The sequence below is a fragment of the Streptomyces populi genome (assembly GCF_002911015.1).
Classification (GTDB): Bacteria; Actinomycetota; Actinomycetes; order Streptomycetales; family Streptomycetaceae; genus Streptomyces; species Streptomyces populi.
The window spans coordinates 21091-43903 of the sequence record NZ_KZ626911.1; the positions used below are offsets into that span (position 1 = coordinate 21091).

Annotated in this window: 18 protein-coding genes; 10 read left to right on the top strand and 8 right to left on the bottom strand. The window is 71.2% G+C overall.

Translation table 11 applies throughout. The features are described 5' to 3' along the window. Positions 1 to 46 precede the first annotated feature (46 nt). The gene (locus CW362_RS29130) at positions 47 to 2056 is read left to right on the top strand and encodes a sialidase family protein (RefSeq protein WP_206301083.1); all 2010 of its coding nucleotides are present in this window, start codon (positions 47 to 49) and stop codon (positions 2054 to 2056) included. Positions 2057 to 2108: 52 nt separating this feature from the next. Here the strand turns inward: CW362_RS29130 and CW362_RS29135 are convergent, their stop codons facing one another. Then, complete coding sequence (locus tag CW362_RS29135; protein ID WP_240658095.1) at positions 2109 to 3197, bottom strand: bile acid:sodium symporter family protein; 1089 nt, start codon at positions 3195 to 3197, stop codon at positions 2109 to 2111. Between the two features lie 171 nt (positions 3198 to 3368). Here CW362_RS29135 and CW362_RS29140 point away from each other — a divergent pair, with 171 nt between their 5' ends. The 4 genes from CW362_RS29140 to CW362_RS29155 all read left to right on the top strand — a co-directional run bounded on the left by CW362_RS29140 (position 3369) and on the right by CW362_RS29155 (position 8393). Beyond that, positions 3369 to 4241, top strand: coding sequence for a LysR substrate-binding domain-containing protein (locus tag CW362_RS29140; RefSeq protein ID WP_103552591.1), 873 nt, complete (start codon positions 3369 to 3371; stop codon positions 4239 to 4241). Positions 4242 to 4560: 319 nt separating this feature from the next. Continuing rightward, on the top strand, positions 4561 to 6387 hold the full coding sequence (locus CW362_RS29145) for an AMP-dependent synthetase/ligase (protein WP_103552592.1): 1827 nt from the start codon (positions 4561 to 4563) through the stop codon (positions 6385 to 6387). A 307-nt stretch (positions 6388 to 6694) separates the two neighbouring features. After that, the gene (locus tag CW362_RS29150) at positions 6695 to 7486 is read left to right on the top strand and encodes an aldo/keto reductase (RefSeq protein WP_103552607.1); all 792 of its coding nucleotides are present in this window, start codon (positions 6695 to 6697) and stop codon (positions 7484 to 7486) included. A 211-nt stretch (positions 7487 to 7697) separates the two neighbouring features. After that, positions 7698 to 8393 carry a glycoside hydrolase family 75 protein gene (locus tag CW362_RS29155; RefSeq protein ID WP_103552593.1) on the top strand — a complete coding sequence of 232 codons (696 nt, stop codon included), beginning with the start codon at positions 7698 to 7700 and terminating at the stop codon, positions 8391 to 8393. Between the two features lie 48 nt (positions 8394 to 8441). Here CW362_RS29155 and CW362_RS29160 read toward each other — a convergent pair whose 3' ends face one another. From CW362_RS29160 to CW362_RS29170, 3 genes are all read right to left on the bottom strand, one after another. Next, positions 8442 to 9143 carry an SDR family oxidoreductase gene (locus CW362_RS29160; protein WP_103552594.1) on the bottom strand — a complete coding sequence of 234 codons (702 nt, stop codon included), beginning with the start codon at positions 9141 to 9143 and terminating at the stop codon, positions 8442 to 8444. Between the two features lie 129 nt (positions 9144 to 9272). Further along, complete coding sequence (locus CW362_RS29165; RefSeq protein WP_103552595.1) at positions 9273 to 10226, bottom strand: class I SAM-dependent methyltransferase; 954 nt, start codon at positions 10224 to 10226, stop codon at positions 9273 to 9275. Positions 10227 to 10591: 365 nt separating this feature from the next. Beyond that, a complete protein-coding gene (locus CW362_RS29170) occupies positions 10592 to 12070 on the bottom strand; it encodes a cellulase family glycosylhydrolase (protein WP_103552596.1) in 1479 nt (492 codons plus the stop codon). A gap of 255 nt (positions 12071 to 12325) precedes the next feature. Here CW362_RS29170 and CW362_RS29175 point away from each other — a divergent pair, with 255 nt between their 5' ends. From CW362_RS29175 to CW362_RS29185, 3 genes are all read left to right on the top strand, one after another. Further along, a complete protein-coding gene (locus tag CW362_RS29175) occupies positions 12326 to 15250 on the top strand; it encodes a glycoside hydrolase family 48 protein (protein ID WP_103552597.1) in 2925 nt (974 codons plus the stop codon). A gap of 141 nt (positions 15251 to 15391) precedes the next feature. Continuing rightward, on the top strand, positions 15392 to 18052 hold the full coding sequence (locus CW362_RS29180) for a cellulose binding domain-containing protein (RefSeq protein WP_103552598.1): 2661 nt from the start codon (positions 15392 to 15394) through the stop codon (positions 18050 to 18052). Between the two features lie 184 nt (positions 18053 to 18236). Further along, entirely contained in the window at positions 18237 to 18794 is a 558-nt protein-coding gene (locus CW362_RS29185) for a hypothetical protein (protein WP_240658093.1), read from the top strand. A gap of 220 nt (positions 18795 to 19014) precedes the next feature. Here the strand turns inward: CW362_RS29185 and CW362_RS29190 are convergent, their stop codons facing one another. Beyond that, a complete protein-coding gene (locus CW362_RS29190; protein ID WP_103552599.1) occupies positions 19015 to 19356 on the bottom strand; it encodes a hypothetical protein in 342 nt (113 codons plus the stop codon). 126 nt (positions 19357 to 19482) lie between these two features. Continuing rightward, positions 19483 to 20427: a helix-turn-helix transcriptional regulator gene (locus CW362_RS29195; protein ID WP_103552600.1), complete on the bottom strand. Its 945-nt coding sequence runs from the start codon at positions 20425 to 20427 to the stop codon at positions 19483 to 19485. A 39-nt stretch (positions 20428 to 20466) separates the two neighbouring features. On the opposite strand from CW362_RS29195, the gene CW362_RS29200 reads away from it, so the two are divergent. Together CW362_RS29200 and CW362_RS29205 are read left to right on the top strand one after the other, a co-directional pair. Further along, positions 20467 to 20982: a hypothetical protein gene (locus tag CW362_RS29200; protein WP_103552601.1), complete on the top strand. Its 516-nt coding sequence runs from the start codon at positions 20467 to 20469 to the stop codon at positions 20980 to 20982. Continuing rightward, positions 20979 to 21470: a hypothetical protein gene (locus CW362_RS29205; protein ID WP_103552602.1), complete on the top strand. Its 492-nt coding sequence runs from the start codon at positions 20979 to 20981 to the stop codon at positions 21468 to 21470. The genes CW362_RS29200 and CW362_RS29205 overlap by 4 nt, the downstream gene beginning before the upstream one ends. Positions 21471 to 21515: 45 nt before the next feature. On the opposite strand, the gene CW362_RS29210 is transcribed toward CW362_RS29205, so the two are convergent. Next, positions 21516 to 22232 (bottom strand): class I SAM-dependent methyltransferase, encoded by a 717-nt coding sequence (locus CW362_RS29210; protein WP_103552603.1) that lies wholly within the window; start codon positions 22230 to 22232, stop codon positions 21516 to 21518. A 5-nt stretch (positions 22233 to 22237) separates the two neighbouring features. After that, positions 22238 to 22543, bottom strand: a complete 306-nt coding sequence (locus tag CW362_RS29215) for a 4a-hydroxytetrahydrobiopterin dehydratase (protein WP_103552604.1) — start codon at positions 22541 to 22543, stop codon at positions 22238 to 22240. Between the last annotated feature and the right edge of the window lie 270 nt (positions 22544 to 22813).

Consider the following 22813-nt stretch of genomic DNA (forward strand, 5'->3'; position numbering starts at 1 on the left):
AGAGAATCCGGATTGCCCAGCCGCCGTACGAAGGGCAGGTCGCACCATGCCGTCACGCCTTTGCGCCCGTCTGAGATCCCTCTTCGCCGCCCTCCCCGGACACGGCTCGCGCGCGCGTCCGCGAGCCGTCCCTCCCGCCCGGCCGGGACCCGGTTCCCGCACCCGGCCGGGACCCGCCCCGGGCACACGGCCCGGACCCCGCACCCGCCTCGAAGCCGCCCTGACGGCGGCCCTGAGCATCGCCGCGCTGGTCGCGCTCCCGGGCACGGCGCGGGCCGAACCGGCCGTCGCGGGCGGTGAGTTCGAGCAGCAGGTGCTGTTCAAGGCTTCCCAGGATCCGGGCTACGCCTGCTTCCGCATCCCCTCCGTCGTCCGGACGACGGAGGGGACACTGCTGGCCTTCGCCGAGGGACGCGTCCTCAACTGCGGTGACGCGGCCGACATCGACATCGTGGTGAAGCGCTCCACCGACGGCGGGCGCACCTGGAGCCCGCTCCAGGTCGTCAACGAGGGGAACGGGGACACCCACGGCAACCCCACCCCGGTCGTGGACCGCGAGACCGGCCGGATCGTACTGGCGGAGACCTACAACACGGGCCGCACCGACAGCGCGGGCTGCTCGGTGCCCTGCGACCGCACCCCGCACCTCCAGTACAGCGACGACGACGGCCTCTCCTGGTCGCGGCCGCGTGACCTGAGCGACGAGATCCTGCCCGCGAACTGGAACTCCTGGTACGCCACCGGTCCGGTGCACGGCATCCAGCTCACCCGCGGCCGGCACGCGGGACGGCTCGTCTTCGCCGTCAACACCGAGACCTGGGACGGCAGCCGGGTCACCGCCAACAACGCCGCCCTCATCACCAGCGACGACGGCGGCGACCACTGGGACATCGGGGCCACGGACTCCTGGCCGATCGCGGCCGACGGCACCTTCCGGCAGAAGCCGTCCGAGATGACGCTCACCGAGCGCACCGACGGGTCGATCCTGGTCAGCGGACGCGAGCAGGACGGCACCGACCTCGGTCACCGCACCCAGGCGGTCAGCGGGGACGGCGGCGACAGCTTCCTCTCCCCCTTCCGTGACGTCCCGGACCTCTACGCGCCCCAGGTCCAGGGCTCGACCCTGCGCGTCGGCGACCGGATCCTGCTCTCCTGCCCCGCCGACCCCGACCGCCGCCGGACCATGGCGATCCGCTCCTCCTACGACGGCGGACGCACCTGGGACAGCGTGGACCGGGGCACGGTCGTCACCACCGACTGGTCCGGCTACTCCGACCTGGTGCGCGTCGACGGCGACACCGTGGGCCTGATGTACGAGGGCGGCGCGGTCGACGCGCGCGACGAGATCCGCTTCGCCCGCTTCACCGAGGACTGGCTCCGGGCGCGGCGGGGCCCCGACCCGACGACGGCCGACCTCGCCCCGCTCACCCGGCGGGCGGCGGTCCTCGGCGGCCCGGGCGAGACCCCCGGGGTCCTCGGCGGCGCGCTGGAGTTCGACGGCACCGACGACGCCGTACGGCTGCCGTACCAGAACCGGCTGCCGCTGGGGACGAAGGACTTCACGGCGTCCCTGTGGTTCCGCTACACGGCCACCAGCGGTGAGCAGCCGCTGCTGTGGATGGGCGGGATCGGCACGAGCCAGCCGCAGGTGTGGCTGCGCGGGGAGCCGGCGTCCGACCGGATCACCGGTCTCATCACCACCAGGAACGGCGCGTCGCCCCCGGCCACGGCGTTCGTGCGCACCACGGGCGCCTTCAACGACGGCCGGTGGCACCATCTGGCGCTGCGCCGGGGCGGCGGACAGCTCACGCTGTTCCTCGACGGGGCGACCGTCAGCACGGCGGACGTGCCCGGATCGGTGAGCCGGAACTCGCCGTTCGGCGTGCACATCGGCCAGCGGATGGACAGCCGGGCGTACTTCACCGGAGCGATCGACGAGGTGCGGGTCCACGACCGCGCGTTGAGCGACGAGGAGCTGGCGGCGCCGCCTTCGCGCAAGGTGACCCGGGACACCGTCCTGTGGCTCCCGCTGGACCGGGTGAGCGGGGGCCACTAGGGCGTGTTCCGAAAGCCCCGTCCGCCCGGCGACGCGAACGGCCGGACGGGTCCTAGCGAACCGTCGTGGCGACCGGGGAGACCCGGGACCGGGTGGAGCGGACGGGCCCGCCGGCCCGGCCCGTTCCGCCGGATCCGCCTTCACGGCCCGTCGCGTCCCCGGTCCCGGACGAGCCGTCCGGGCCGGGACCGCCGGTCGCCTCGGGATCACGGGCCCGGCGTCTGGCGATCACCGCGCACACCATGAGCTGCATCTGGTGGAAGAGCATCAGCGGGAGCACGGCGAGGGAGGCGTGCGCGCCGAACAGGACTCCGGCCATGGGCAGGCCCGAGGCGAGCGACTTCTTGGACCCGGCGAACTGGATGGCGATCCGGTCCTCCCGGCCGAAGCGCAGGGCCTTCGCGCCGTACCAGGTCAGGGCGAGCATCACGCCGAGCAGCAGCGCCTCGACGACGAGGAGCCCCGCCAGCCGGACGGCGCTGACCTGGCTCCAGATGCCCTGCACCATGCCCTCGCTGAACGCGGTGTAGACGACGAGCAGGATCGAACCGCGGTCGACGAGGCCGAGGACCTTCTTGTGGCGGGTGATGAAGGCGCCGATCCAGGGGCGCAGCAGTTGTCCGGCCAGGAACGGCACCAGCAGTTGCAGCACGATCTTGACGAGCGAGTCCGTGGAGAAACCGCCGCCGCCGTCACCGAGGAGGAGCGCGGCGAGCAGCGGGGTGACGACGATGCCCGCGAGCGAGGAGAAGGAGCCCGCGCAGATGGCGGCGGGGACGTTGCCGCGGGCGATCGAGGTGAAGGCGATCGACGACTGGATGGTCGAGGGGACGAGCGTGAGGAAGAGCAGGCCGGTGTAGAGGTCGTGCGTCAGGAACGCCGGCTCCAGGCCGCGGGCGGCGAGGCCGAGCAGGGGGAACGCCACGAAGGTGCAGATCAGGACCGTACCGTGCAGCCGCCAGTGCTTGAGGCCGTCCAGCGCCTCACGGGTGGACAGGCGTGCGCCGTACAGGAAGAAGAGGAAGGCGATGGCCGCCGTGGACGCCCCCGAGACGACGTCCGCCGCCGTACCGCTCGCGGGGAACAGCGCGGCGAGGCCCACCGTCCCGAGCAGCAGCAGGATGTAGGGGTCGACCGGCATCCAGCTCGGCCACTGCAGGCGTTTCACGGTGCTCCACTGCTCGGTTGCTCGGTTCGGTGCGTCTGGTCCTCGTCGGCGGGTCGTGCCCTCTCCATCGTCCTCTCCCGGACCGCGATCGGGAATCCGTCATACCGCTCTGACTGTCATCACGTATCGCGATAACCTGGGCGCGTGTACGACCCTTCCCAGCTGCGGACGTTCCTGGCGGTGGCCCAGACGCTGAGCTTCACGCAGGCCGCCCGGCGGCTGGGGGTGCGTCAGTCCACGGTCAGCCAGCACGTGCGCCGGCTGGAGGACACCGCCGGACGGCAGTTCTTCTCCCGCGACACCCACTCCGTCGAGCTCACCGAGGACGGCGAGGCGATGCTCGGGTTCGCGCGGCGGATCCTGGAGGTCCAGGAGCAGGCGGCGGCGTTCTTCACCGGGACGCGGCTGCGGGGCCGGCTGCGCTTCGGCGCGTCCGAGGACTTCGTGCTGACCCGGCTGCCGGAGATCCTGGAGGGGTTCCGCACCGACCACCCCGAGGTGGACCTGGAGCTGACGGTCGAGCTGTCCGGCACCCTCCACGAGCAGCTCGCCGCCGGGCATCTCGATCTGGTGCTGGCGAAGCGGCGGCCCGAGGACCCGCGCGGCGAGCTCGTCTGGCACGACCGCCTCGTGTGGATCGGCGCCCAGCGGCTGCGGCTCGACCCGGACCGCCCGGTCCCGCTGATCGTCTACCCGCCCCCGGGCATCACCCGCGCGCTCGCCCTCGAAGCGCTGGAGCGCCAGGGCCGCCCGTGGCGCATCGCGTGCACCAGCGGCAGCCTCAACGGCCTGATCGCGGCGGCCCGCGCGGGTCTCGGCGTGATGGCCCACTCGCGGGGACTCGTGCCGCCCGGCCTGGTCCGGGTGCCGGAACGGGCGGGGCTCCCGGAGCTCGGCGAGGTCGACTTCGTGCTGGTGCACGGCCGTCGGCGGCCGTCCGCGCAGGGCGCCGCGGACGCGCTCGCGACGGCGATCCTCGCGGGCGGGGACCGTCTGCACCGGGGGCGGCGGAGCTAGGGCCGTCCGGCCGATCAGGCCGGAGGAAACCGGCGGCCGGTCACCCGGCTCCGGTGGCCGGGTCGCCCGGAACGAAAAATTCCGAATCGGCTCTCCGTGACGCCGGGATCCCCTCGCCGGGTCGTAGCGATTCCGTGGAGATTAAGGACTCGAAACCTACGGAACCGTAGGAAATTCTGTCCGACCCTTCCCCTTGTGCGGGCATTTACGTGGTTGACCTGTGCGGACGCCCCACCCCCCGGCGGTTCGACCCCCCTCCCGTCCGCTCGCACGGTGGGGTAGCTTTCACGGCGCTGTGCGGAGGCCACGAGGAGCGGGATTGCGAGAGTTCACCAACCCCCCGTTGGCGTCGGCGCCGCCGGTGGGCGGCCTGGCCGACGCCGTGTTCGAATACGCCCGGGTGGACCCGCTCCACGTCGCCCTCGGCCGCAAGGACGAGCGGGGACAGTGGCGCGACGTCACCTCGGCCGAGTTCCGGGACGAGGTCCTGGCGCTCGCCAAGGGCATGCTGGCGCAGGGCATCCGCTTCAACGACCGGGTCGCCATCATGTGCCGCACCCGCTACGAGTGGACCCTCTTCGACTTCGCCCTGTGGACGATCGGTGCCCAGGTCGTGCCCATCTACCCCACGTCCTCCGCCGAGCAGGTCTTCTGGATGCTGCACGACGCGCAGGTGTCGGCCGTCATGGTGGAGCACGAGGACCACGCCATGACCATCGCCACGGTCGTCGACCGGCTGCCCCAGCTGCACAAGCTGTGGCAGCTCGACGTGGGCGCGGTGCACGAGCTGTACGAGGCGGGCGCGCACCTCGACGACGAGGTGGTCCACCGGCACCGCCGCGCCGTGACCCCCGAGTCGACCGCGACGATCATCTACACCTCGGGCACGACGGGACGCCCCAAGGGCTGTGTCATCTCGCACGGGAACTTCATGTTCGAGGCGGACACCGTCATCGCGCGCTGGGAGCCCGTGTTCCACTCCAAGCGCGGCGACGAGGCGAGCACCCTGCTGTTCCTGCCGCTCGCGCACGTCTTCGGGCGGATGGTGCAGATCGCCGCGTTCCGCGGGAGGGTCAAGTTCGGGCACCAGCCCCAGCTGAACGCGTCCGCCCTGCTGCCGGACCTCGCCGCGTTCCGGCCCACCTTCTTCCTGGCCGTGCCGTACATCTTCGAGAAGGTCTTCAACTCCGCCCGCCGCAAGGCCGAGAGGGAGGGCAAGGCCGGCCCCTTCGAGAAGGCCGTGGACGTCGCCGTGCGCTACGCGGAGGCCGTCGAGTCCAAGGCGTGGGGCACCGGCCCCGGTCCCTCGGCGAGCCTGCGCATGCAGCACCAGGTCCTCGACAAGCTCGTCTACTCCAAGGTGCGGGCCGCGATGGGCGGCCGGGTCCGGCACGCGATGTCCGGTGGTTCGGCGATGGACCGGCGGCTCGGGCTGTTCTTCGCGGGCGCGGGCGTCACCGTCTACGAGGGGTACGGGCTCACCGAGTCCACGGCCGCCGCCACCGCCAACCCGCCCGAGCGCACCCGGTTCGGCACCGTCGGCCAGGCGATCCCCGGCACCACCGTGCACATCGCGGACGACGGCGAGATCTGGCTGAACGGCGGCAACGTGTTCCAGGGCTACCTGAACAACGACAAGGCCACCGACGCCACCCTGCACGACGGCTGGCTCGCCACCGGCGATCTCGGGTCCCTGGACGAGGACGGCTACCTCACGATCACCGGGCGCAAGAAGGAGATCCTGGTGACCTCCGGCGGCAAGAGCGTCTCGCCGGGCGCGCTGGAGGAGCGGGTGCGCGACCATCCGCTGGTCGCGCAGTGCATCGTGGTCGGCAACGACCGGCCGTACGTCGCCGCGCTCGTCACCCTCGACTCCGAGGCCGTCGAGCACTGGCTCCAGATGCGCGGCAAGCCGCCGCTGTCCGCCGGCGACCTGGTGCGCGATCCCGACCTGGAGACCGAGGTGCGGCGTGCCGTGGTCGCCGCGAACACGCTGGTCTCGCAGGCCGAGTCGATCCGCACCTTCCGGATCCTGGCCAACCAGTTCACCGAGGAGCACGGCCTGCTGACGCCGTCGCTGAAGCTGAAGCGCAGGGCGATCGAGAAGGCGTACTCGGCGGAGGTCGAGGCACTGTACCGGACGTAGTCGCGGACGGACCGCGCCACGGGCGTGTACCGGGAGTGGTCACGGACGGACCCCGGAGCGGGCGTGTACCGGACGTGGTCGCGGACGGACCGCGGAGCGGGTGCGCGGGACCCGGATCGGTCTCCGGCGCAAGCAACCGCGTGATTGATCGGACTATTTCAGCCAATCTTCGATTGGCCGCGCACGGAGCCCGGTCAGGAATGCATCACGGCCCGTGATCGTTGACCATACGAGTACCACCCGACGACTGAAGGATCGAGAGCTCGTGAGCAAGGTCCCCCCGATCATCCTGAACAACGGCGTCGAGATGCCGCAGCTGGGCTTCGGCGTGTGGCAGGTGCCGGACGACGAGGCGGAGCGGGCGGTCGCCACCGCGCTGGAGTCCGGGTACCGCAGCATCGACACAGCGGCGATCTACGGCAACGAAGAGGGCACCGGCAAGGCCGTGAACGCCTCCGGCATCGCCCGCGAGGAGCTCTTCGTCACCACCAAGCTCTGGAACAGCGACCAGGGGTACGACTCCACGCTGCGCGCCTTCGACACCTCGCTGGAGAAGCTCGGCCTGGACCACGTCGACCTGTATCTGATCCACTGGCCGACACCGTCCCGGGACCGTTACGTCGACACGTTCAGGGCCCTGGAGAAGATCTACGCCGACGGCCGCGCCAAGGCCATCGGCACCTCGAACTTCCTGCCGGAGCACCTGGCGAGACTGATCGACGAGACGTCCGTCATCCCGGCCGTCAACCAGATCGAGCTGCACCCGCACCTCCAGCAGCGCGCGGCCCGCGAGTTCCACGCCGAGCAGGGCATCGCGACCGAGGCCTGGTCGCCGCTGGGCCAGGGCAAGGGGCTCCTGGAGGTCCCGGCGATCGTCGCCATCGCCCAGAAGCACGGCCGCTCCCCGGCCCAGATCGTCCTGCGGTGGCACCTCCAGCTGGGCAACGTCGTGATCCCCAAGTCCGTGACCCCGTCCCGGATCAAGGAGAACATCGACGTCTTCGACTTCTCGCTGGACGCCGAGGACATCGCGGCGATCTCGGCCCTGAACGAGGACCGCCGGATCGGGCCCGACCCGGCCGCGTTCGACATCGGCTGACCGTTCCGGTCACGTTCGGCACCAGCCGGGCCGGCCGCGTCCGAACGGCACCGAAGCCGTCGGCCCGGATGCTCACCGCATCCGGGCCGACGGCTTTTTCGTGCCCTTGGACCGGACCAACCCGGGAACAAGTCTTGACGCGCTCATGCAAGCGGGGCCACCTTGTAGGCAACCCGGTAAGGAAAGTTTCCTAACAGAAGGGTCCCCCACAGTGCGCACTCGAACACTGACCCTGTCCGCGGCCACCGGAGCGGCGCTGCTCGCCGTCGCCGCACTCCCCGCGAACGCCTCCGGAACCACCGCGCCCCGCTCGGCGCAGGAGGGTTCGGTCAGCGCGTCCGCCCTCCTCGCCAAGGTGACGTCCTGTTCGCAGATCTCGAACGGCAAGTACAGGACGGACGACGAGACCTCGGCCACGATCCCCGTCTGCGGCAAGAACGGCGCCGTGTTCTGGAAGGCCGACATGGACGTCGACTGCGACGGCCAGGTCACCGCCAAGTGCAATGCCGACACCGATCCCTGGTTCCAGGACGACACCGCCTTCCACCAGTCCGACGGCCGGGCGCTGCGCGCCGACTCGCTGCCCTACGTCGTCGTGCCGAGCTCCAGCAGCATCTGGAAGTACACGAGTTCGGGGATCAAGGGCGGCGGTGTGGTCGCCGTCGTCTACAACGGCAAGGTCGAGTACGCGGTGGTCGGCGACACCGGACCGACGAAGATCATCGGCGAGGCGTCGTACGCCACCGCGAACGCGCTCGGCATCGACCCGGACCCGGAGACGGGCGGGGCCGACAGCGGCGTGACGTACATATTGTTCAAGAACTCCCAGGTGTCACCCATCGAGAGCCACAGCGCGGCCGTGTCCCTCGGGGACTCGCTGGCCAGGCAGTTCCTCGCGAACAACTGAGGACCCGGCGGAGGGGACGGGGCGCCCGCCCCCTCCGCCCGGCACGGATCAGACGGGCTGGCCGACCGGGCGGACGACGACCGTGTTCACGTCGACGCCCGCCGGCTGCCCGACCGCCCAGACGATCGAGTCGGCGAGCTGGTCCGCCGTCAGGAGCTGCCCCGGCGGCAGGCTGCCGTAGCTGTCCCAGAACGGGGTCTCCACCCGGCCGGGCGAGACCAGCGTCACGCCCACGCCGTACTCGGTGACCTGGCGCCTGGTGTTCTCGGCGAGCCCGGTCACCGCCCACTTGGTCGCTCCGTAGAGGTTGCCGGGCGTGTTCACGTGCCCGGCGACACTGCCGATCAGGACGATGCGTCCGCGCGACTCCTTCAGCGCGTCGACGGAGGCCCTGATGAGCAGCGCGGGCCCCAGCACATTGGTCAGCACCATCTCGGACCAGCCCGCCGGGTCCCCCTCCGCGACCGTGTCGTGGGTGGCGAACCCGGCGTTGGCGACGACGGTGTCGAGCCGCCCGAACGCCTTGAGCGTCGCCTCGACCGCGGCCCGCACCTGGTCGTACTCGGCCGCGTGCCCGACGATCGTCAACAGCCCTTCGGGGCGGCCGAGTTCCTCGGCGAAGGCGTTCAACCGCTCCTGACCGCGACCGGTGACGGCCACCCGGTGCCCGGCGTCGAGCAGTCGGCGGGCGACCGCGGCCCCGATGCCGGTTCCGCCTCCGGTGATGAGCGCGACAGCGGATTCGGTCATGGTGTACTCCCCGGAGTGTCCGACCCGTGCGGGCCAACTGTGCTGCGAACTCCGGGAGTTCATCACTTGGAGCGCACTCGATGTCAAGGTCCGACGACCGCCCTCGCGGCCGGCGGACCCGCACCGGGACTACTCCGGCTTGACCCCCACGTACACCGTCATCGCCGTCAGGACGAACACGTCCGGGCGGTGGTGCACGCTCGCCTTGTCGTCCGGGTCGAGGAGCCGGTCGAGCGTGGCGAGGTCCTCGGCGTCGAGCCCTTCGGCGAGCCCCTCGCGCCTGCGCGTGAGGGCGGTGACGGCGAAGGCGCGGGCCTCGTCCGAGACCGGGGCGGGCAGGTCGAGCAGGAAGGTGCGGGTCGCCGTGTGGCGCAGGCCGACGGAGGTGAGCAGGGCGGGCCAGTCCTCCGTCTCCGCCACCGACCCGGGCAGCTCGGTCCGCATGCGGGTGAACCACTCGTCGTGCACCGCGTCGATACGGGCCTCCAGGCCGGGCCGGCCGATGCCGGTGTCGCGCGGGAGGAAACGCGTGGGCAGACCGCCCTCCAGCAGGGCGAGGGTGCCGCCGGGGGCCAGGCTCCGGACGAAGCCCGTGAGCGCGGCCCGCTGGTCGCCGACGTGGTGCAGCGACCTGCTCGCCCACAACAGGTCCGCGGGGTACTCCAAGTCACCGATTCCGTCGGAGAGCTCGGCTTCGATCGTGCCGAAGCGGTCGGCGAAGCCGAGCCGCTCGGCACGGGCGCGGGCCTCCACCAGCAGGGGCTCGGCACCGTCCACCGCGACGATCCGCGCACCGGGGAACTTCTCGGCGAACAGACCGGAGATGACTCCGGGACCGCTTCCCGCGTCCACGATCAGCCCCGGATCGGGCCGCTGCTCCCGCAGCCACTCGGCCGCCTGGACGTACGCCGGGGTGAACAGCTCCGCCTCCTGCACCAGCAGGGGCAGCATCTGGGCGAAGTCCATGTGGGTGTGGGCATGGGAGTCGCCGTGCCCGTGGCCCTGCACGGGGCCGTGGTGGTGGCCGTGGTCGTGCGCCCCGCCCTGGTGGTGCGCCGGGCCGCTGTCGTGGTCCTGTGCCATGGGACAAGCCTCTCTCTCGGGATGAGGACAGCCTGCGCCGCCACTCCCGGAAACAGCCAGCCACGTTGCTCGAACGGCAAAAACGGACGGTAAAAAACGAGCGGCGAAAACGGATGGCGGAGCGGGCGCCGCCGGAGAACCGGACGCGCCCGCGGAAAGGCCGGGGACCGCTCATCGGTGGTGTGCGGTCCGCCAGGGGCCGGGGAAGGGGAGCCGCCCCCGGCGGACCGCACCCGCTCAGCCGGTCACGGTGACGGTGGCGCGGCTGCCGGTGTCGGTGACGGCGGCGGCTCCACCCGACCCCGCGGCGATCAGGGCGAGTGCCCCGAGAACGGCTGTTCGTGCACGACTCATGTGGGGGTTCCTTATCCGTCGAGGGCGCGCAGGTGGTCGCGCAGCCCGATGCCGTAGGCGGTCGGGGTTCCGTCGTAGTTCGAGATCAGCGACGGGCCGGAGGAGCAGTCCCAGGTGTTCCAGGTCCACCCGAGGTAGGACAGGCCCCGGTCGTCGAACCACTTCATGACGGTGTCGACGAACGAGTGGGAGCAGGTGTTCTCGCCGATCTCCCCCGCCACGAGCGGGACCTGGGCGGCGACCGGGGCGAGGGTCGAGTTCCAGCAGCTCTCGCTCGCGCAGGTGTTGAAGTTGTAGACGTGGTACGCGGCGACGAGATTGCCCGTGGGATCGCTGGGCCGGTACGTCAGCCACTGGCTCAGGTCGTTGGAGTACGCGAGACCGCCGGCCAGGATCAGGTTCTTGGCGCCGGTGCCGCGCACCGCGTCGACCAGGTCCTGCATTCCGGCAACCTCGTAGGAGATGCCGGGGCAGGTGCCGCCGTCGCGCCAGCAGGTCCACGCCTGGGTGGTCGTGGAGGTCGCGCGGTCCGGGTAGGGCTCGTTGAACAGGTCGAAGGTGACGGCCGGGTCGTCCTTGAAGGTGCTCGCGACCGAGGACCAGAAGGACGGGGTGTACTGCGCGTCGGGCATCGGTTTCTGGCAGGTGGCGTGCACGTCGGAGCAGCCCGCCGAGTTGCCGGTGTACTGGCCGTAGGTCCAGTGCAGTTCGACGAGCGGCGTCATGCCGTGCGCCTCGACCTTGGCCACCAAGTCCTTGACCGCGGCGATGTAGTTGGCGCCGGCGTACTCCGGCTTGATGTTGGAAAGGCCCAGCCAGCACTCCTCGTTCAGCGGGATGCGGACCGTGTTGGCCTTCCAGTCGGCGATCGCCTCGACGGAGGCGTCGTCGACGGGGCCGTCGAAGAAGCCGTAGCCCTGGACGCACATGAACTCGCCGCCGGAGCGGTTGACGCCGAGCATCCTGCGGGTGGCTCCCACGGAGTCGACCAGCTTGTTGCCCGAGACGTGCAGTTTCGGTGCCTCACCGCCGGACGGAGGCGGATCGGTGGGGGTGGGGGTGGGCGTCGGCTGGGTGTCCACGTTGCAGGTGGTGCCGTTGAGCCGGAAGGCCGTCGGCACCGTGTTGCTTCCCGACCAGGACGCGAGGAAGCCGGCGCTGACGCTCGCGCCGCTCGCGAGCGAGCCGTTCCAGCTCTCGTTCGCGGCGGTCACCGTCGTACCGGACTGGGACCACTTGGCGTTCCAGCCCTGGGTGACCTTCTGACCGTTCGGGAAGTCGAAGCCGAGACTCCAACCGCTCAGCGCGGCCATGTTGTTGGTGATCTTCACGGCGCCCTGGAAGCCGGTGTCCCACTGGCCGGTGACCGAGTACTCCACCGTGCACGCGGGAGTTGCTCCCGAGGCCGTGACGACCGGCGCGACGGCCGTGCCCACGAGGGCGACGGCGGCGCCGATGACCAAGAGAGGCAGACGCGGGGGGTGACGCATGAAGCGACTCCTTGCAGCTCTGGCGCGCCGTGACGGACGCGTCGACTGATGGAACCGCTCCCACTGGTGCGGATGAAGCTAGCGCCAAGTGCCCGCGTTGCCCAGAGGAGTCGCACAGTTGATCTGTCGAATCATTTCGACTCTTCAAGCACCTTGACCGCCCACACCCCTCTCTCCAATATGGGAGCGCTCCCACTGGTTCAAGGCTTGTTGCTCCTCCCCCCAATCTCCGAGCCGCAAGGAGGAACCAGCACCATGGATCCCAGCCCTCGATGGAGACGTCGCCGCAGTTCACGGCGCCTGTGGACCGCCGTAGTGGCGGCCCTGGCCCTCCCGCTCGCGACTCTGGCGACCGGTACGACTCCCGCACACGCGGCCACGGTCCAGTGCAGTGTCGACTACAAGACCAACGACTGGGGCTCCGGCTTCACCGCGGATCTGACCATCACCAACCGGGGCACCGACGCCATCAACGGCTGGACCCTGACGTACGCCTACACGGGCAACCAGACCCTCACCAACGGCTGGAACGGCACCTGGTCGCAGTCCGGCAAGAACGTGACCGTGAACAACGCCGCCTGGAACGGGACGATCGCCGCCGGCACCGCCGTCACCACCGGCGCGCAGTTCACCTACAGCGGCACCAACACCGCCCCCGCGTCCTACGCCGTCAACGGCACCACCTGCACCGGGGCGCACCAACCGCCGATCACCGTGCTGACCAGCCCGGCGGCGGGCGCCGTCTACACCCAGGGCGACGCCGTCCCGCTGGCCGCGACCGCGGCGGCGGCCGACGGGGCGACCGTCTCCAAGGTCGAGTTCTACGACGACACGACCCTGCTCGGCACCGACACCAGCTCCCCGTACACGCTGTCGACGTCGGGCCTCTCCGTCGGCGCCCACTCCATCGTCGCGAAGGCCTACGACAGCCTGGGCGCGTCGGCGGCCTCCACCCCCGTCGGCATCACGGTCGCCTCGGGACCGGCGATCGTCGCCTCGCCGACCCAGCTCGGCGTGCAGCAGGGCAAGTCGGGGACGTTCACGGTCAAGCTCTCGACCCAGCCGAGCGCCAACGTGACGGTGGCGGTGGCCCGCACGGACGGGAACACCGGACTGTCGGTGACCGGCGGTTCGAGTCTGACCTTCACCCCGTCGAACTGGAACACCGCCCAGACGGTGACGATCACCGCCGACGCCTCGGGCACCGGGTCCGCGACCTTCACGGCCTCGGCGACCGGTCAGGCCAAGGCGACGGTCACCGTGACGGAGCTGGCGGCGACCAAGGCGTACGACGCCCGCTTCCTGGACCTCTACGGCAAGATCACCAACCCGGCGAACGGCTACTTCTCCCCCGAGGGCATCCCGTACCACTCGGTGGAGACGCTGATCGTCGAGGCGCCGGACCAGGGCCACGAGACGACGTCCGAGGCGTACAGCTATCTGATCTGGCTCCAGGCGATGTACGGGAAGGTCACCGGCGACTGGTCGAAGTTCAACGCCGCGTGGTCGACCATGGAGACGTACATGATCCCCACGCACGCCGACCAGCCGACGAACTCCTTCTACAACGCGTCCAAGCCGGCCACCTACGCGCCCGAGCTGGACACCCCGAACGAGTACCCGGCCAAGCTCGACACCGGTGTCTCGGTCGGCTCGGACCCGATCGCCGGCGAGCTGAAGAGCGCGTACGGCACGGACGACGTGTACGGCATGCACTGGCTCCAGGACGTGGACAACACCTACGGCTACGGCAACGAGCCCGGCAAGTGCGAGGCCGGTCCGACCGCCACCGGTCCGTCGTACATCAACACCTTCCAGCGCGGCGCGCAGGAGTCGGTGTGGGAGACGGTGCCGCAGCCGACCTGCGACGCCTTCAAGTACGGCGGCAAGAACGGCTACCTGGACCTCTTCACCGGGGACTCCTCGTACGCCAAGCAGTGGAAGTACACGGACGCCCCGGACGCCGACGCGCGTGCGGTACAGGCCGCGTACTGGGCCGACGTGTGGGCCAAGGCCCAGGGCAGGAGCGCCGACGTGTCGGCGACCGTCGGCAAGGCGGCGAAGATGGGCGACTATCTGCGCTACGCGATGTACGACAAGTACTTCAAGAAGATAGGCAATTGCGTCGGACCGTCGGCCTGCGCCGCGGGCACCGGCAAGGACGCCTCGCACTACCTGCTCTCCTGGTACTACGCCTGGGGCGGCGCGACCGACACCTCGGCGGGCTGGGCCTGGCGCATCGGCTCCAGCCACACCCACGGCGGCTACCAGAACCCGCTGGCCGCCTACGCGCTCAGCACCAACGCCGACCTGAAGCCCAAGTCGGCGACGGGCGCCTCGGACTGGGCCACCTCGCTGACCCGGCAGCTGGAGTTCTACCGCTGGCTCCAGTCGAGCGAGGGCGCCATCGCGGGCGGCGCGACCAACAGCTGGGCGGGCCGTTACGCGACGCCTCCCACCGGGACGCCGACCTTCTACGGCATGTACTACGACCAGCAGCCGGTGTACCACGACCCACCGTCCAACCAGTGGTTCGGCTTCCAGGCGTGGTCCATGGAGCGGGTCGCCGAGTACTACCAGCAGACGGGGAACGCGAACGCCAAGACGGTCCTCGACAAGTGGGTCGCGTGGGCGCTGTCCAAGACCACGATCAACCCCGACGGCACCTACCGGATCCCCTCCACCCTCCAGTGGTCCGGTGCCCCGGACACCTGGAACGCGTCGAGTCCCGGCTCCAACAGCGGGCTCCACGTGACCGTCGCCGACTACACGAACGACGTGGGCGTGGCCGCCGCGTACGCCAAGACCCTGTCGTACTACGCCGCCAGGTCCGGCAACACCCAGGCGAAGACGACGGCCAAGGCGCTCCTGGACGGCATGTGGAACAACTACCAGGACGCCCTCGGCGTGGCCGTCCCGGAGACCCGCGCCGACTACAACCGCTTCAACGACAGCGTGTACGTGCCGAGCACCTTCAGCGGCACCATGCCGAACGGCGACGCGATCAACTCCTCCTCCACCTTCGCCTCGCTGCGCTCCTTCTACAAGAACGACCCGGCCTGGTCGAAGATCCAGGCCTATCTGGCGGGCGGCGCCGCGCCCGTCTTCACGTACCACCGGTTCTGGGCGCAGGCGGACATCGCCCTCGCCATGGGCTCGTACGCGGAGCTTCTCGAATAGTCCCCGCTGTGGCTCCGGGTACGCGGTCCTGTCCCTGACGGCAGGGCCACCGGCCGGGCGGTCCCTCACCGCACTGAGGGCCGCCCGGCCATCACTTGCCCCCTTCCCCGCTCGTCCCGTGCACCGGAGAGGACTCCCCCCGTGCGAAGAACACGCATCCTCACGGCCGTACTCGCCCTCGCCGCCGGGCTGTTGGCCGGCACCCCGCCCGCGCTGGCCGCGAGCACCCCCACCACGACGCTCGCGGCGGACACGTACACCTGGAAGAACGCGCGCGTCGACGGCGGCGGCTTCGTCCCCGGCATCGTCTTCAACCGCTCCGAAAAGAACCTCGCCTACGCCCGCACCGACATCGGCGGCGCCTACCGCTGGGTCCAGGCGACGAAGAGCTGGACCCCGCTGCTGGACTCCGTCGGCTGGAACGAGTGGGGCCACACCGGCGTCGTCAGCCTCGCCTCCGACTCCGTCGACCCGGACAAGGTGTACGCGGCCGTCGGCACGTACACCAACGGCTGGGACCCGACGAACGGAGCCGTCCTGCGCTCCTCGGACCGCGGGGCGAGCTGGCAGAAGGCCGACCTGCCGTTCAAGCTGGGCGGCAACATGCCCGGACGGGGCACGGGCGAGCGGCTGGCCGTGGACCCGAACAAGAACAGCGTGCTCTACCTCGGGGCGCCCAGCGGCAAGGGTCTGTGGCGCTCCACGGACTCCGGGGCGAGCTGGTCGCAGGTCACGGCGTTCCCCAACGTGGGCAACTACGTCCAGGACCCCACCGACACCAGCGGCTACGCCTCCGACAACCAGGGCGTCGTCTGGGTCACCTTCGACGAGTCGACCGGCACCCGGGGAAGCGCCACGCAGACGGTCTACGTGGGGGTCGCCGACAAGGACAACGCGGTCTACCGCTCGACGGACGGCGGGACGACCTGGTCCCGGCTCGCGGGGCAGCCGACCGGCTACCTCGCCCACAAGGGCGTCCTCGACGCGGTGAACGGCTACCTCTATCTCGCCTACAGCGACAAGGGCGGCCCGTACGACGGCGGCAAGGGCCAGGTGTGGCGGTACGCGACGAGGACGGGGGCGTGGACGAACATCAGCCCGGTGGCGGAGGCCGACACCTACTACGGCTTCAGCGGGCTGACGATCGACCGGCAGCACCCGGGGACCGTGATGGCGACAGCGTACAGCTCCTGGTGGCCGGACACCCAGATCTTCCGGTCCACGGACAGCGGCGGCACCTGGACGAAGGCGTGGGACTACACCTCCTACCCGAACCGTTCGAACCGCTACACGATCGACGTCTCCTCCGTGCCCTGGCTGACCTTCGGCGCGAACCCCTCACCGCCCGAACAGACCCCCAAACTCGGCTGGATGACCGAGGGCCTGGAGATCGACCCATTCGACTCGGCCCGGATGATGTACGGGACGGGCGCGACGGTCTACGGCACCGAGAACCTCACCGACTGGGACAGTGGCGGTCAGTTCACCGTCAAGCCCATGGTCCAGGGCCTCGAGGAGACGGCCGTCAACGACCTCGCCTCTCCCCCGTCGGGCGCCCCCCTGCTGAGCGCGCTCGGCGACATCGGCGGATTCCGGCACACGGATCTGACCAAGGTCCCCTCGATGATGTACACCTCGCCGAACCTCACCACCACGACCAGCCTCGACTACGCCGAGACCGACCCGAACACGGTGGTGCGTGTCGGAAACCTCGACTCCGGTCCGCACATCGGGTTCTCGACGGACAACGGCGCCAACTGGTTCGCGGGCAGCGACCCTTCGGGCGTCACCGGCGGCGGCACGGTCGCCGCGGCCCCGGACGGCAGCCGCTTCGTGTGGAGCCCGGCGGGCACCGGCGTGCAGTACACCACCGGGTTCGGTACGTCGTGGTCGGCGTCGACCGGCATCCCCGCCGGCGCGGTCGTCGAGTCGGACCGGGTCGACCCCAAGACCTTCTACGGCTTCAAGTCCGGCAGTTTCTACGTCAGTTCGGACGGCGGGGCGACCTTCACGGCGTCCGCGGCAGCCAACCTGCCGGCCGGGGACAGCGCCCGCTTCAAGGCGCTGCCCGGCACGAAGGGCGACGTGTGGCTGGCGGGCGGCGCGAGCGACGGAGCGTACGGGCTGTGGCACTCGACGGACTCCGGCGCGACCTTCGCCAAGCTGTCGAACGTCGACCAGGCCGACACGATCGGCTTCGGCAAGGCGGCGACCGGATCCTCGTACCAGACGCTCTACACCAGCGCGAAGATCGGGGGCGTCCGCGGGATCTTCCGGTCGACGGACAAGGGCGCGAGCTGGACCCGCGTCAACGACGACGCCCACCAGTGGGGCTGGACCGGCGCGGCCGTCACCGGGGACCCACGGGTCTACGGACGCGTGTACGTCGCGACGAACGGGCGCGGGATCGTCTACGGCGACACGTCGGACGGCGGGGGCGGTGACGGGGGCGGCGGTACGGATCCGACACCTCCGCCGACCGGAGCCTGCTCGGTGACGTACAAGATCGCGAACCAGTGGCAGGGCGGCTTCCAGGCCGACGTGTCGCTGACCAACACGGGCTCCGCCGCCTGGACCGGCTGGACCCTGGACTGGTCGTTCGCCGACGGCCAGAAGGTCACCCAGTTGTGGAACGCGGACCACACGCAGTCGGGCGCGGCGGTGAGCGCCAAGAGCCTCGGCTGGAACGCGAACGTCGCGGCGGGTTCGACGGTCGGCTTCGGCTTCACCGGGAGCTGGACGGGGACGAACACGAAACCGGCGGCCTTCAGGATGGGGGACCGGACCTGCGCGGTGAGTTGAGCCCTCGCCCCACCGTCTCGGGAGCGCGTGGTCCACGGGTCGCACACCCGGCCGGACACGCGCCCCCGAGCGACCGGGGCTCTCGAGACGATCACAAATGCGTCACCTCGTTCACCCAGTACTCACACTTCCTTCACATGTCTCGCTATCGTCACCCCATCACGAACCATCCCTTGGGGGGACCATGTCGTACAGCCAGCCGCCGTTCGGATCCGGGCGGCAGCCTGTGCCGCCCGGACCGGCACCGCAGCCGAGCCGGCCCCGTTGGGCGCGCAAGCGCTACGTGCTGCCGTCGATCGCGTTCGCCTTCTTCCTCGGCGTCGGCGCCGGCGGCAGTGACAGCGGCGACGGCGGACAGAAGACCGCGGCCACGAAGGCCGCGGCCGAGAAGGTGCGGCCCGCCCCCACCGTCACCACCACGACGACCGCGACCGCGACGGTGACCGCCGAGCCGGAGCCGACGCCGACGGTGACCGCGACGAAGACGGTCAAGGTGAAGGTGAAGGTCACCGTCACCGCGCGAGCCGCCTCGCACAGCGGCTCGGGCAGCAGCGGTTCCGGTGGCAGCGGCGGCTCCGGAACCAGTGTCGGCACCTGCTCGATCACCTCCAACGCGGGCAACTGCTACTCGGCCGGCCAGTACTGCCGCAACAGCGACCACGGCGCCAGCACGACCACCGCGGGCGGCACCAGGATCACGTGCGCGTACCGCTCCGGCGGGTGGCGCTGGACGTACAGCTGACGGTCCGCCGGAGAACGGGTACGACGGCTCCCGACAGCAGCGAGCCCTGCCCCGGTGCATCACGCCGGGGCAGGGCTTCAGCAGCATCCCCGACTTGTTCGTCGTTGAATGCTTGATGGGACCAGCGTAGCGACGGCCACTGACAACGCCTTCGGAGCGCCGATGCGGGAGGCCTGTCCGGGCGGCCGTCCCGGGCTCCGGGACAGGGGTCCCGCGCTCGTCACGGTGATGTCAGTGGCCAGGACTCGCACGAAGGGTCCGCGACGCAGGCGTCCACGGACCTCCGGTTCCGCGTGGCCCGCTCCAGCTCGGCCTCCGAGAACATCCTCAGCTGATCCGGCAGCCGGTCGCACGTACCGGGCCGGGAGTCGACGCTCTCGCCGACGTCGTAGTCGTCCGCCGACATGACCCCGACCCAGGCGTCCACGCAGGCCCGGTGGGCCTGCGCGACCGCCTCCGCGGAGGCGGGCCGCCCGCCGGGCCCGCTGTCGCCGCCGAGACCGGAGCAGCCGGCGAGCGTGAGCCCGGCGGCGGCGAGCAGGGCGGTGACGGAGCTGCGCATGGATCCCCCGGGACTGACGCGGTGTCGGGGTCCGGACGCTAGCGGCGGTGCGTCGGCCGGGTGCGCGGATCGGCCGGGCGTCACTCAGCCGAGTGTCACCCGAACGTGGAAGGCCTCCGGATGCCCCTACGCGTATCTGCGGGCCAGCTCGGCGACGGTCTCCGCGATGCGGGCGCGCAGTTCGGGCGGTTCCAGGACCTCGACGGCCGTTCCGAGCCGCAGGAAGTCGTCATGGGCCCGGTCCAGGGATTCCACGGGGACGGTGGCACGGATCCAACCGTCCTCGTCCACGGTGCCGTCGGCCGCCACGGCTCGGCCGACGGGACCGTCCGGAAGGGTTCCGGGCGCGATCCGCACGACCGCTTCGCCCCGGTGCAGCCGCTCGTGGAACTCCCGCTGGTACGCCGTCCAGTACGTCACCAGGTCGAATCCCTCGGGCCGGGTGAACTCCGCGTCGGACACGTTCAGTTCGAGGATCTGATCCACCCGGAACGTGCGCGGGCCCGGCCCGGCGACGACGTACCAGCGTCCCGCCTTCAGGACGAGTCCGTACGGTTCCAGACGGCGCTCCACGTCGGTGGGTTCGCGCCAGCGGCGGTAACGGACGTCCAGGACCCGGCCGTTCCAGACCGCGTCGGCGACGGCGGTGAGGTACGGGGTCTCGTCGGCGTCCGCGTACCAGCCCGGCGCGTCCAGGTGGAAGCGGCCGCTCACCCGGTCCGCGTGCTCGCGCAGTTCGCGCGGAAGGGCGGCACGCACCTTGAGCTGGGCCGCGGCGAGCACGGAGCCCAGTCCGAGTTCGGCGGCGGGTCCGGGCACACCGGCGAGGAACAGCGCCTCGGCCTCCTCGGTGGTGAGGCCGGTGAGACGGGTGCGGTAGCCGTCGAGCAGCCGGTAGCCGCCCGCGTGCCCCGCGTCGCCGTACAGCGGAACGCCGGCCGCGCTCAGCGCCTCGACGTCGCGGTACACCGTCCGGACCGACACCTCCAGTTCCTCGGCGAGCTGGGCGGCGGTGAGCCTGCCGCGGGTCTGGAGCAGCAGCAGGATCGAGACGAGACGGCTGGACTTCACTGACACAGGATGTCAGTGGAGCGGGCCTAGCGTCCTGCCATGACTTCAGCCACCTCCCCGCCTTCCGCTGCCTCCGGGGCCTTCAAGGAGAAACTCCTGACCGTGCCGCCGCCCATCGAGATCGCGGGACGACGGATCAAGCGGTACCACGTGACCGCGGACCCGGCCGGCATCGAAGCAGAGATCGAACGGGCGGCGTACGCGATGCTGCCGCGGCTGCTTCCCGAGCCGGACGGCACCCCGCCCGCCACGTTCACCGTCCTGCACCGGGGCGGCGACGGCAGCGCCTACCTCAACGCCTACAGCTGGGTCTGGGACAACGTCCTGCACTTCCGGGGCGCCGCCGCGGGCCAGCCGGTGCTCGGCTGCCCCGACCGGGACCCGGCGAACTTCGTCGTCACGGAACGCCCGTGGATCGGCTGCGTCTGGGAGCTGCCGCCGGTCCTGCACGAGCGGGACGCCTGGGTACGGCATCTGCTCGCCCCCGAAGTACCCGACCTCGACGCCTACTTGGCCGACTCGCTGCCCGAAGGAACCACGGGGGACCGCGCATGAACGACGTCCACGACACCACCTCGGCCGCGCACGGCTTCGACTTCCTCCACGGAGAGTGGGACGTCGCCAACCGCCGCCGTACCGACTTCCTCGACCCGGAGAGCGGCTGGGAGGAGTTCCCCGCGGTCAGCCGCTGTTGGAGCCTGTTCGGCGGTGCGGCGAACATCGACGAGATCGACGTGCCGGACCAGGGGTGGACGGGGCTGACGCTGCGGCTCTTCGACGTGGAGACCGAGCGGTGGTCGCTGAACTGGTCGTCCAGCCGCAGCGGCCGGCTGTTCCCGCCCGTGCTCGGGCGGTTCGGACCGGACGGGCGCGGCGAGTTCCACGGCGACGACACCCATGACGGGAAGGACGTGCGGGTGCGGTTCGTGTGGTCGGGGATCTCGGAGACGACGGCCCGCTGGGAGCAGGCGTTCTCGCTGGACGGGGAGAACACCTGGCTGACCAACTGGACGATGGAGTTCACACGCCGTCGGACGGCCTGACGCCGGGGCGACCGGAGCCGGGGACCGGGCGCCCAGGGCTCCGGATCAGGCCCTGCGGAAAGCCAGCAGGGTGAAGTCCGGTTCGCGGCGCGGGACATCGGGGCCCGGCAGGGTCTCGACGCGATCGGCCAGCCGGGGTCCGCCAGCCGCGTAGAGCCGCCCGCTGCGGATGTACTGGGCCACGCGGCGCGGGGTGCTGCCCTGGCCGTGGCCGCGGAAGAGGGCCGTACCGCCCGGGACCAGGCCGTGTCCGGCGGCGTACCGGGTGACGCGCTCGGCCGCGTCCTCGGCGTGTCCGGCGCGGCAGTCCGCGGTCAACGCGTCGATGTCGCTGCCGACGTAGTGGGCCGCGGCCTTGTCGACGGTGGTGACGAACACGCCGCCGGGACGCAGGACGCGCGCGGCCTCGGCGACGACGGGGCGCGCGTCGTCCAGCAGATGGAGCAGCCAGACGGCGCTCACGGCGTCGAACAAGCGTTCCGGGAAGGGAAGCCGACGGGCGTCGGCGCGGACGACGGCTCCCGGGACGCGTTCCGCCGCCCGGCGTGTCATGCCGTGGGCCGCGTCCACTCCCGTCACCCTCAGCCCCGGGCGCCCGGCGGTGATCCTGCTCGTCACGGTGCCGGTGCCGCAGGCCATGTCGAGCAGGCCCCGGGCTCCCAGGGGGATCAGCGCGAGCACGGCGGCGGCGGCCGCGGCGGCCCGTGGTTCGCCGCCCCGCGTCGCGTCGTACCGGTCGGCTTCCTTGTCGTAGTCCAGCACGGGGATCAGCTCGCCCCGTGTCCCGGCGCGAGTTCCTCGACCCTGCGGGCGAGGCCGAAGTCGAGTGCGGTGACGGCGCCGCCGACGCTGTGGGTGTTCACGGTGAGGGCGATCGTGTTGTAGCCGAGGGTGAGGTCGGAGTGGTGGCCGAGCTCCTCCTGCACCTGGGCGATGTGCACGACCATCGCGGTCGCCGCGAAGTGGGTGCCGAGCCGGTAGGTGCGGGCGAGGCGGTCGCCGTCCAGCGACCAGCCGGGCAGCTCCGCCAGCCGTGCCTCGATCTCCTCGGGCTCCAGCGGTTCGACGGCCATGGGCGTGGTCCCTTCTCGTACGGCGGGTGAGGGGTACGGGGTGGTGCGGCGCCGGGGCGGACCGGCGGCGGAGGCGACCGGAGCGGGCCTTTCGCCCAGCCTGCCACAGCCGCCACCCCTCGGCAGGGCGCGCGCGGCGAGGCGGCTGACCTGCGGCGGCCGAACGGGGCGCCCCTCCGGTCGGGGACCGGGACACCTCGCCGGTGACGGACCGCCGCCCGGGGCACGCGCGGAGCGGCCCGCCGGGGCACGGGTACCGGGACGGCCTGG

Coding starts and splice junctions, on each gene's coding strand:
- CW362_RS29165 (WP_103552595.1), bottom strand. CDS start 10,226: ATGGCACAGGACCACGACAGCGGCCCGGCGCACCACCAGGGCGGGGCG.
- CW362_RS29215 (WP_103552604.1), bottom strand. CDS start 22,543: ATGGCCGTCGAACCGCTGGAGCCCGAGGAGATCGAGGCACGGCTGGCG.
- CW362_RS29130 (WP_206301083.1), top strand. CDS start 47: ATGCCGTCACGCCTTTGCGCCCGTCTGAGATCCCTCTTCGCCGCCCTC.
- CW362_RS29200 (WP_103552601.1), top strand. CDS start 20,467: ATGACTTCAGCCACCTCCCCGCCTTCCGCTGCCTCCGGGGCCTTCAAG.
- CW362_RS29185 (WP_240658093.1), top strand. CDS start 18,237: ATGTCGTACAGCCAGCCGCCGTTCGGATCCGGGCGGCAGCCTGTGCCG.
- CW362_RS29170 (WP_103552596.1), bottom strand. CDS start 12,070: ATGCGTCACCCCCCGCGTCTGCCTCTCTTGGTCATCGGCGCCGCCGTC.
- CW362_RS29135 (WP_240658095.1), bottom strand. CDS start 3,197: ATGCCGGTCGACCCCTACATCCTGCTGCTGCTCGGGACGGTGGGCCTC.
- CW362_RS29160 (WP_103552594.1), bottom strand. CDS start 9,143: ATGACCGAATCCGCTGTCGCGCTCATCACCGGAGGCGGAACCGGCATC.
- CW362_RS29150 (WP_103552607.1), top strand. CDS start 6,695: ATGCCGCAGCTGGGCTTCGGCGTGTGGCAGGTGCCGGACGACGAGGCG.
- CW362_RS29205 (WP_103552602.1), top strand. CDS start 20,979: ATGAACGACGTCCACGACACCACCTCGGCCGCGCACGGCTTCGACTTC.
- CW362_RS29175 (WP_103552597.1), top strand. CDS start 12,326: ATGGATCCCAGCCCTCGATGGAGACGTCGCCGCAGTTCACGGCGCCTG.
- CW362_RS29190 (WP_103552599.1), bottom strand. CDS start 19,356: ATGCGCAGCTCCGTCACCGCCCTGCTCGCCGCCGCCGGGCTCACGCTC.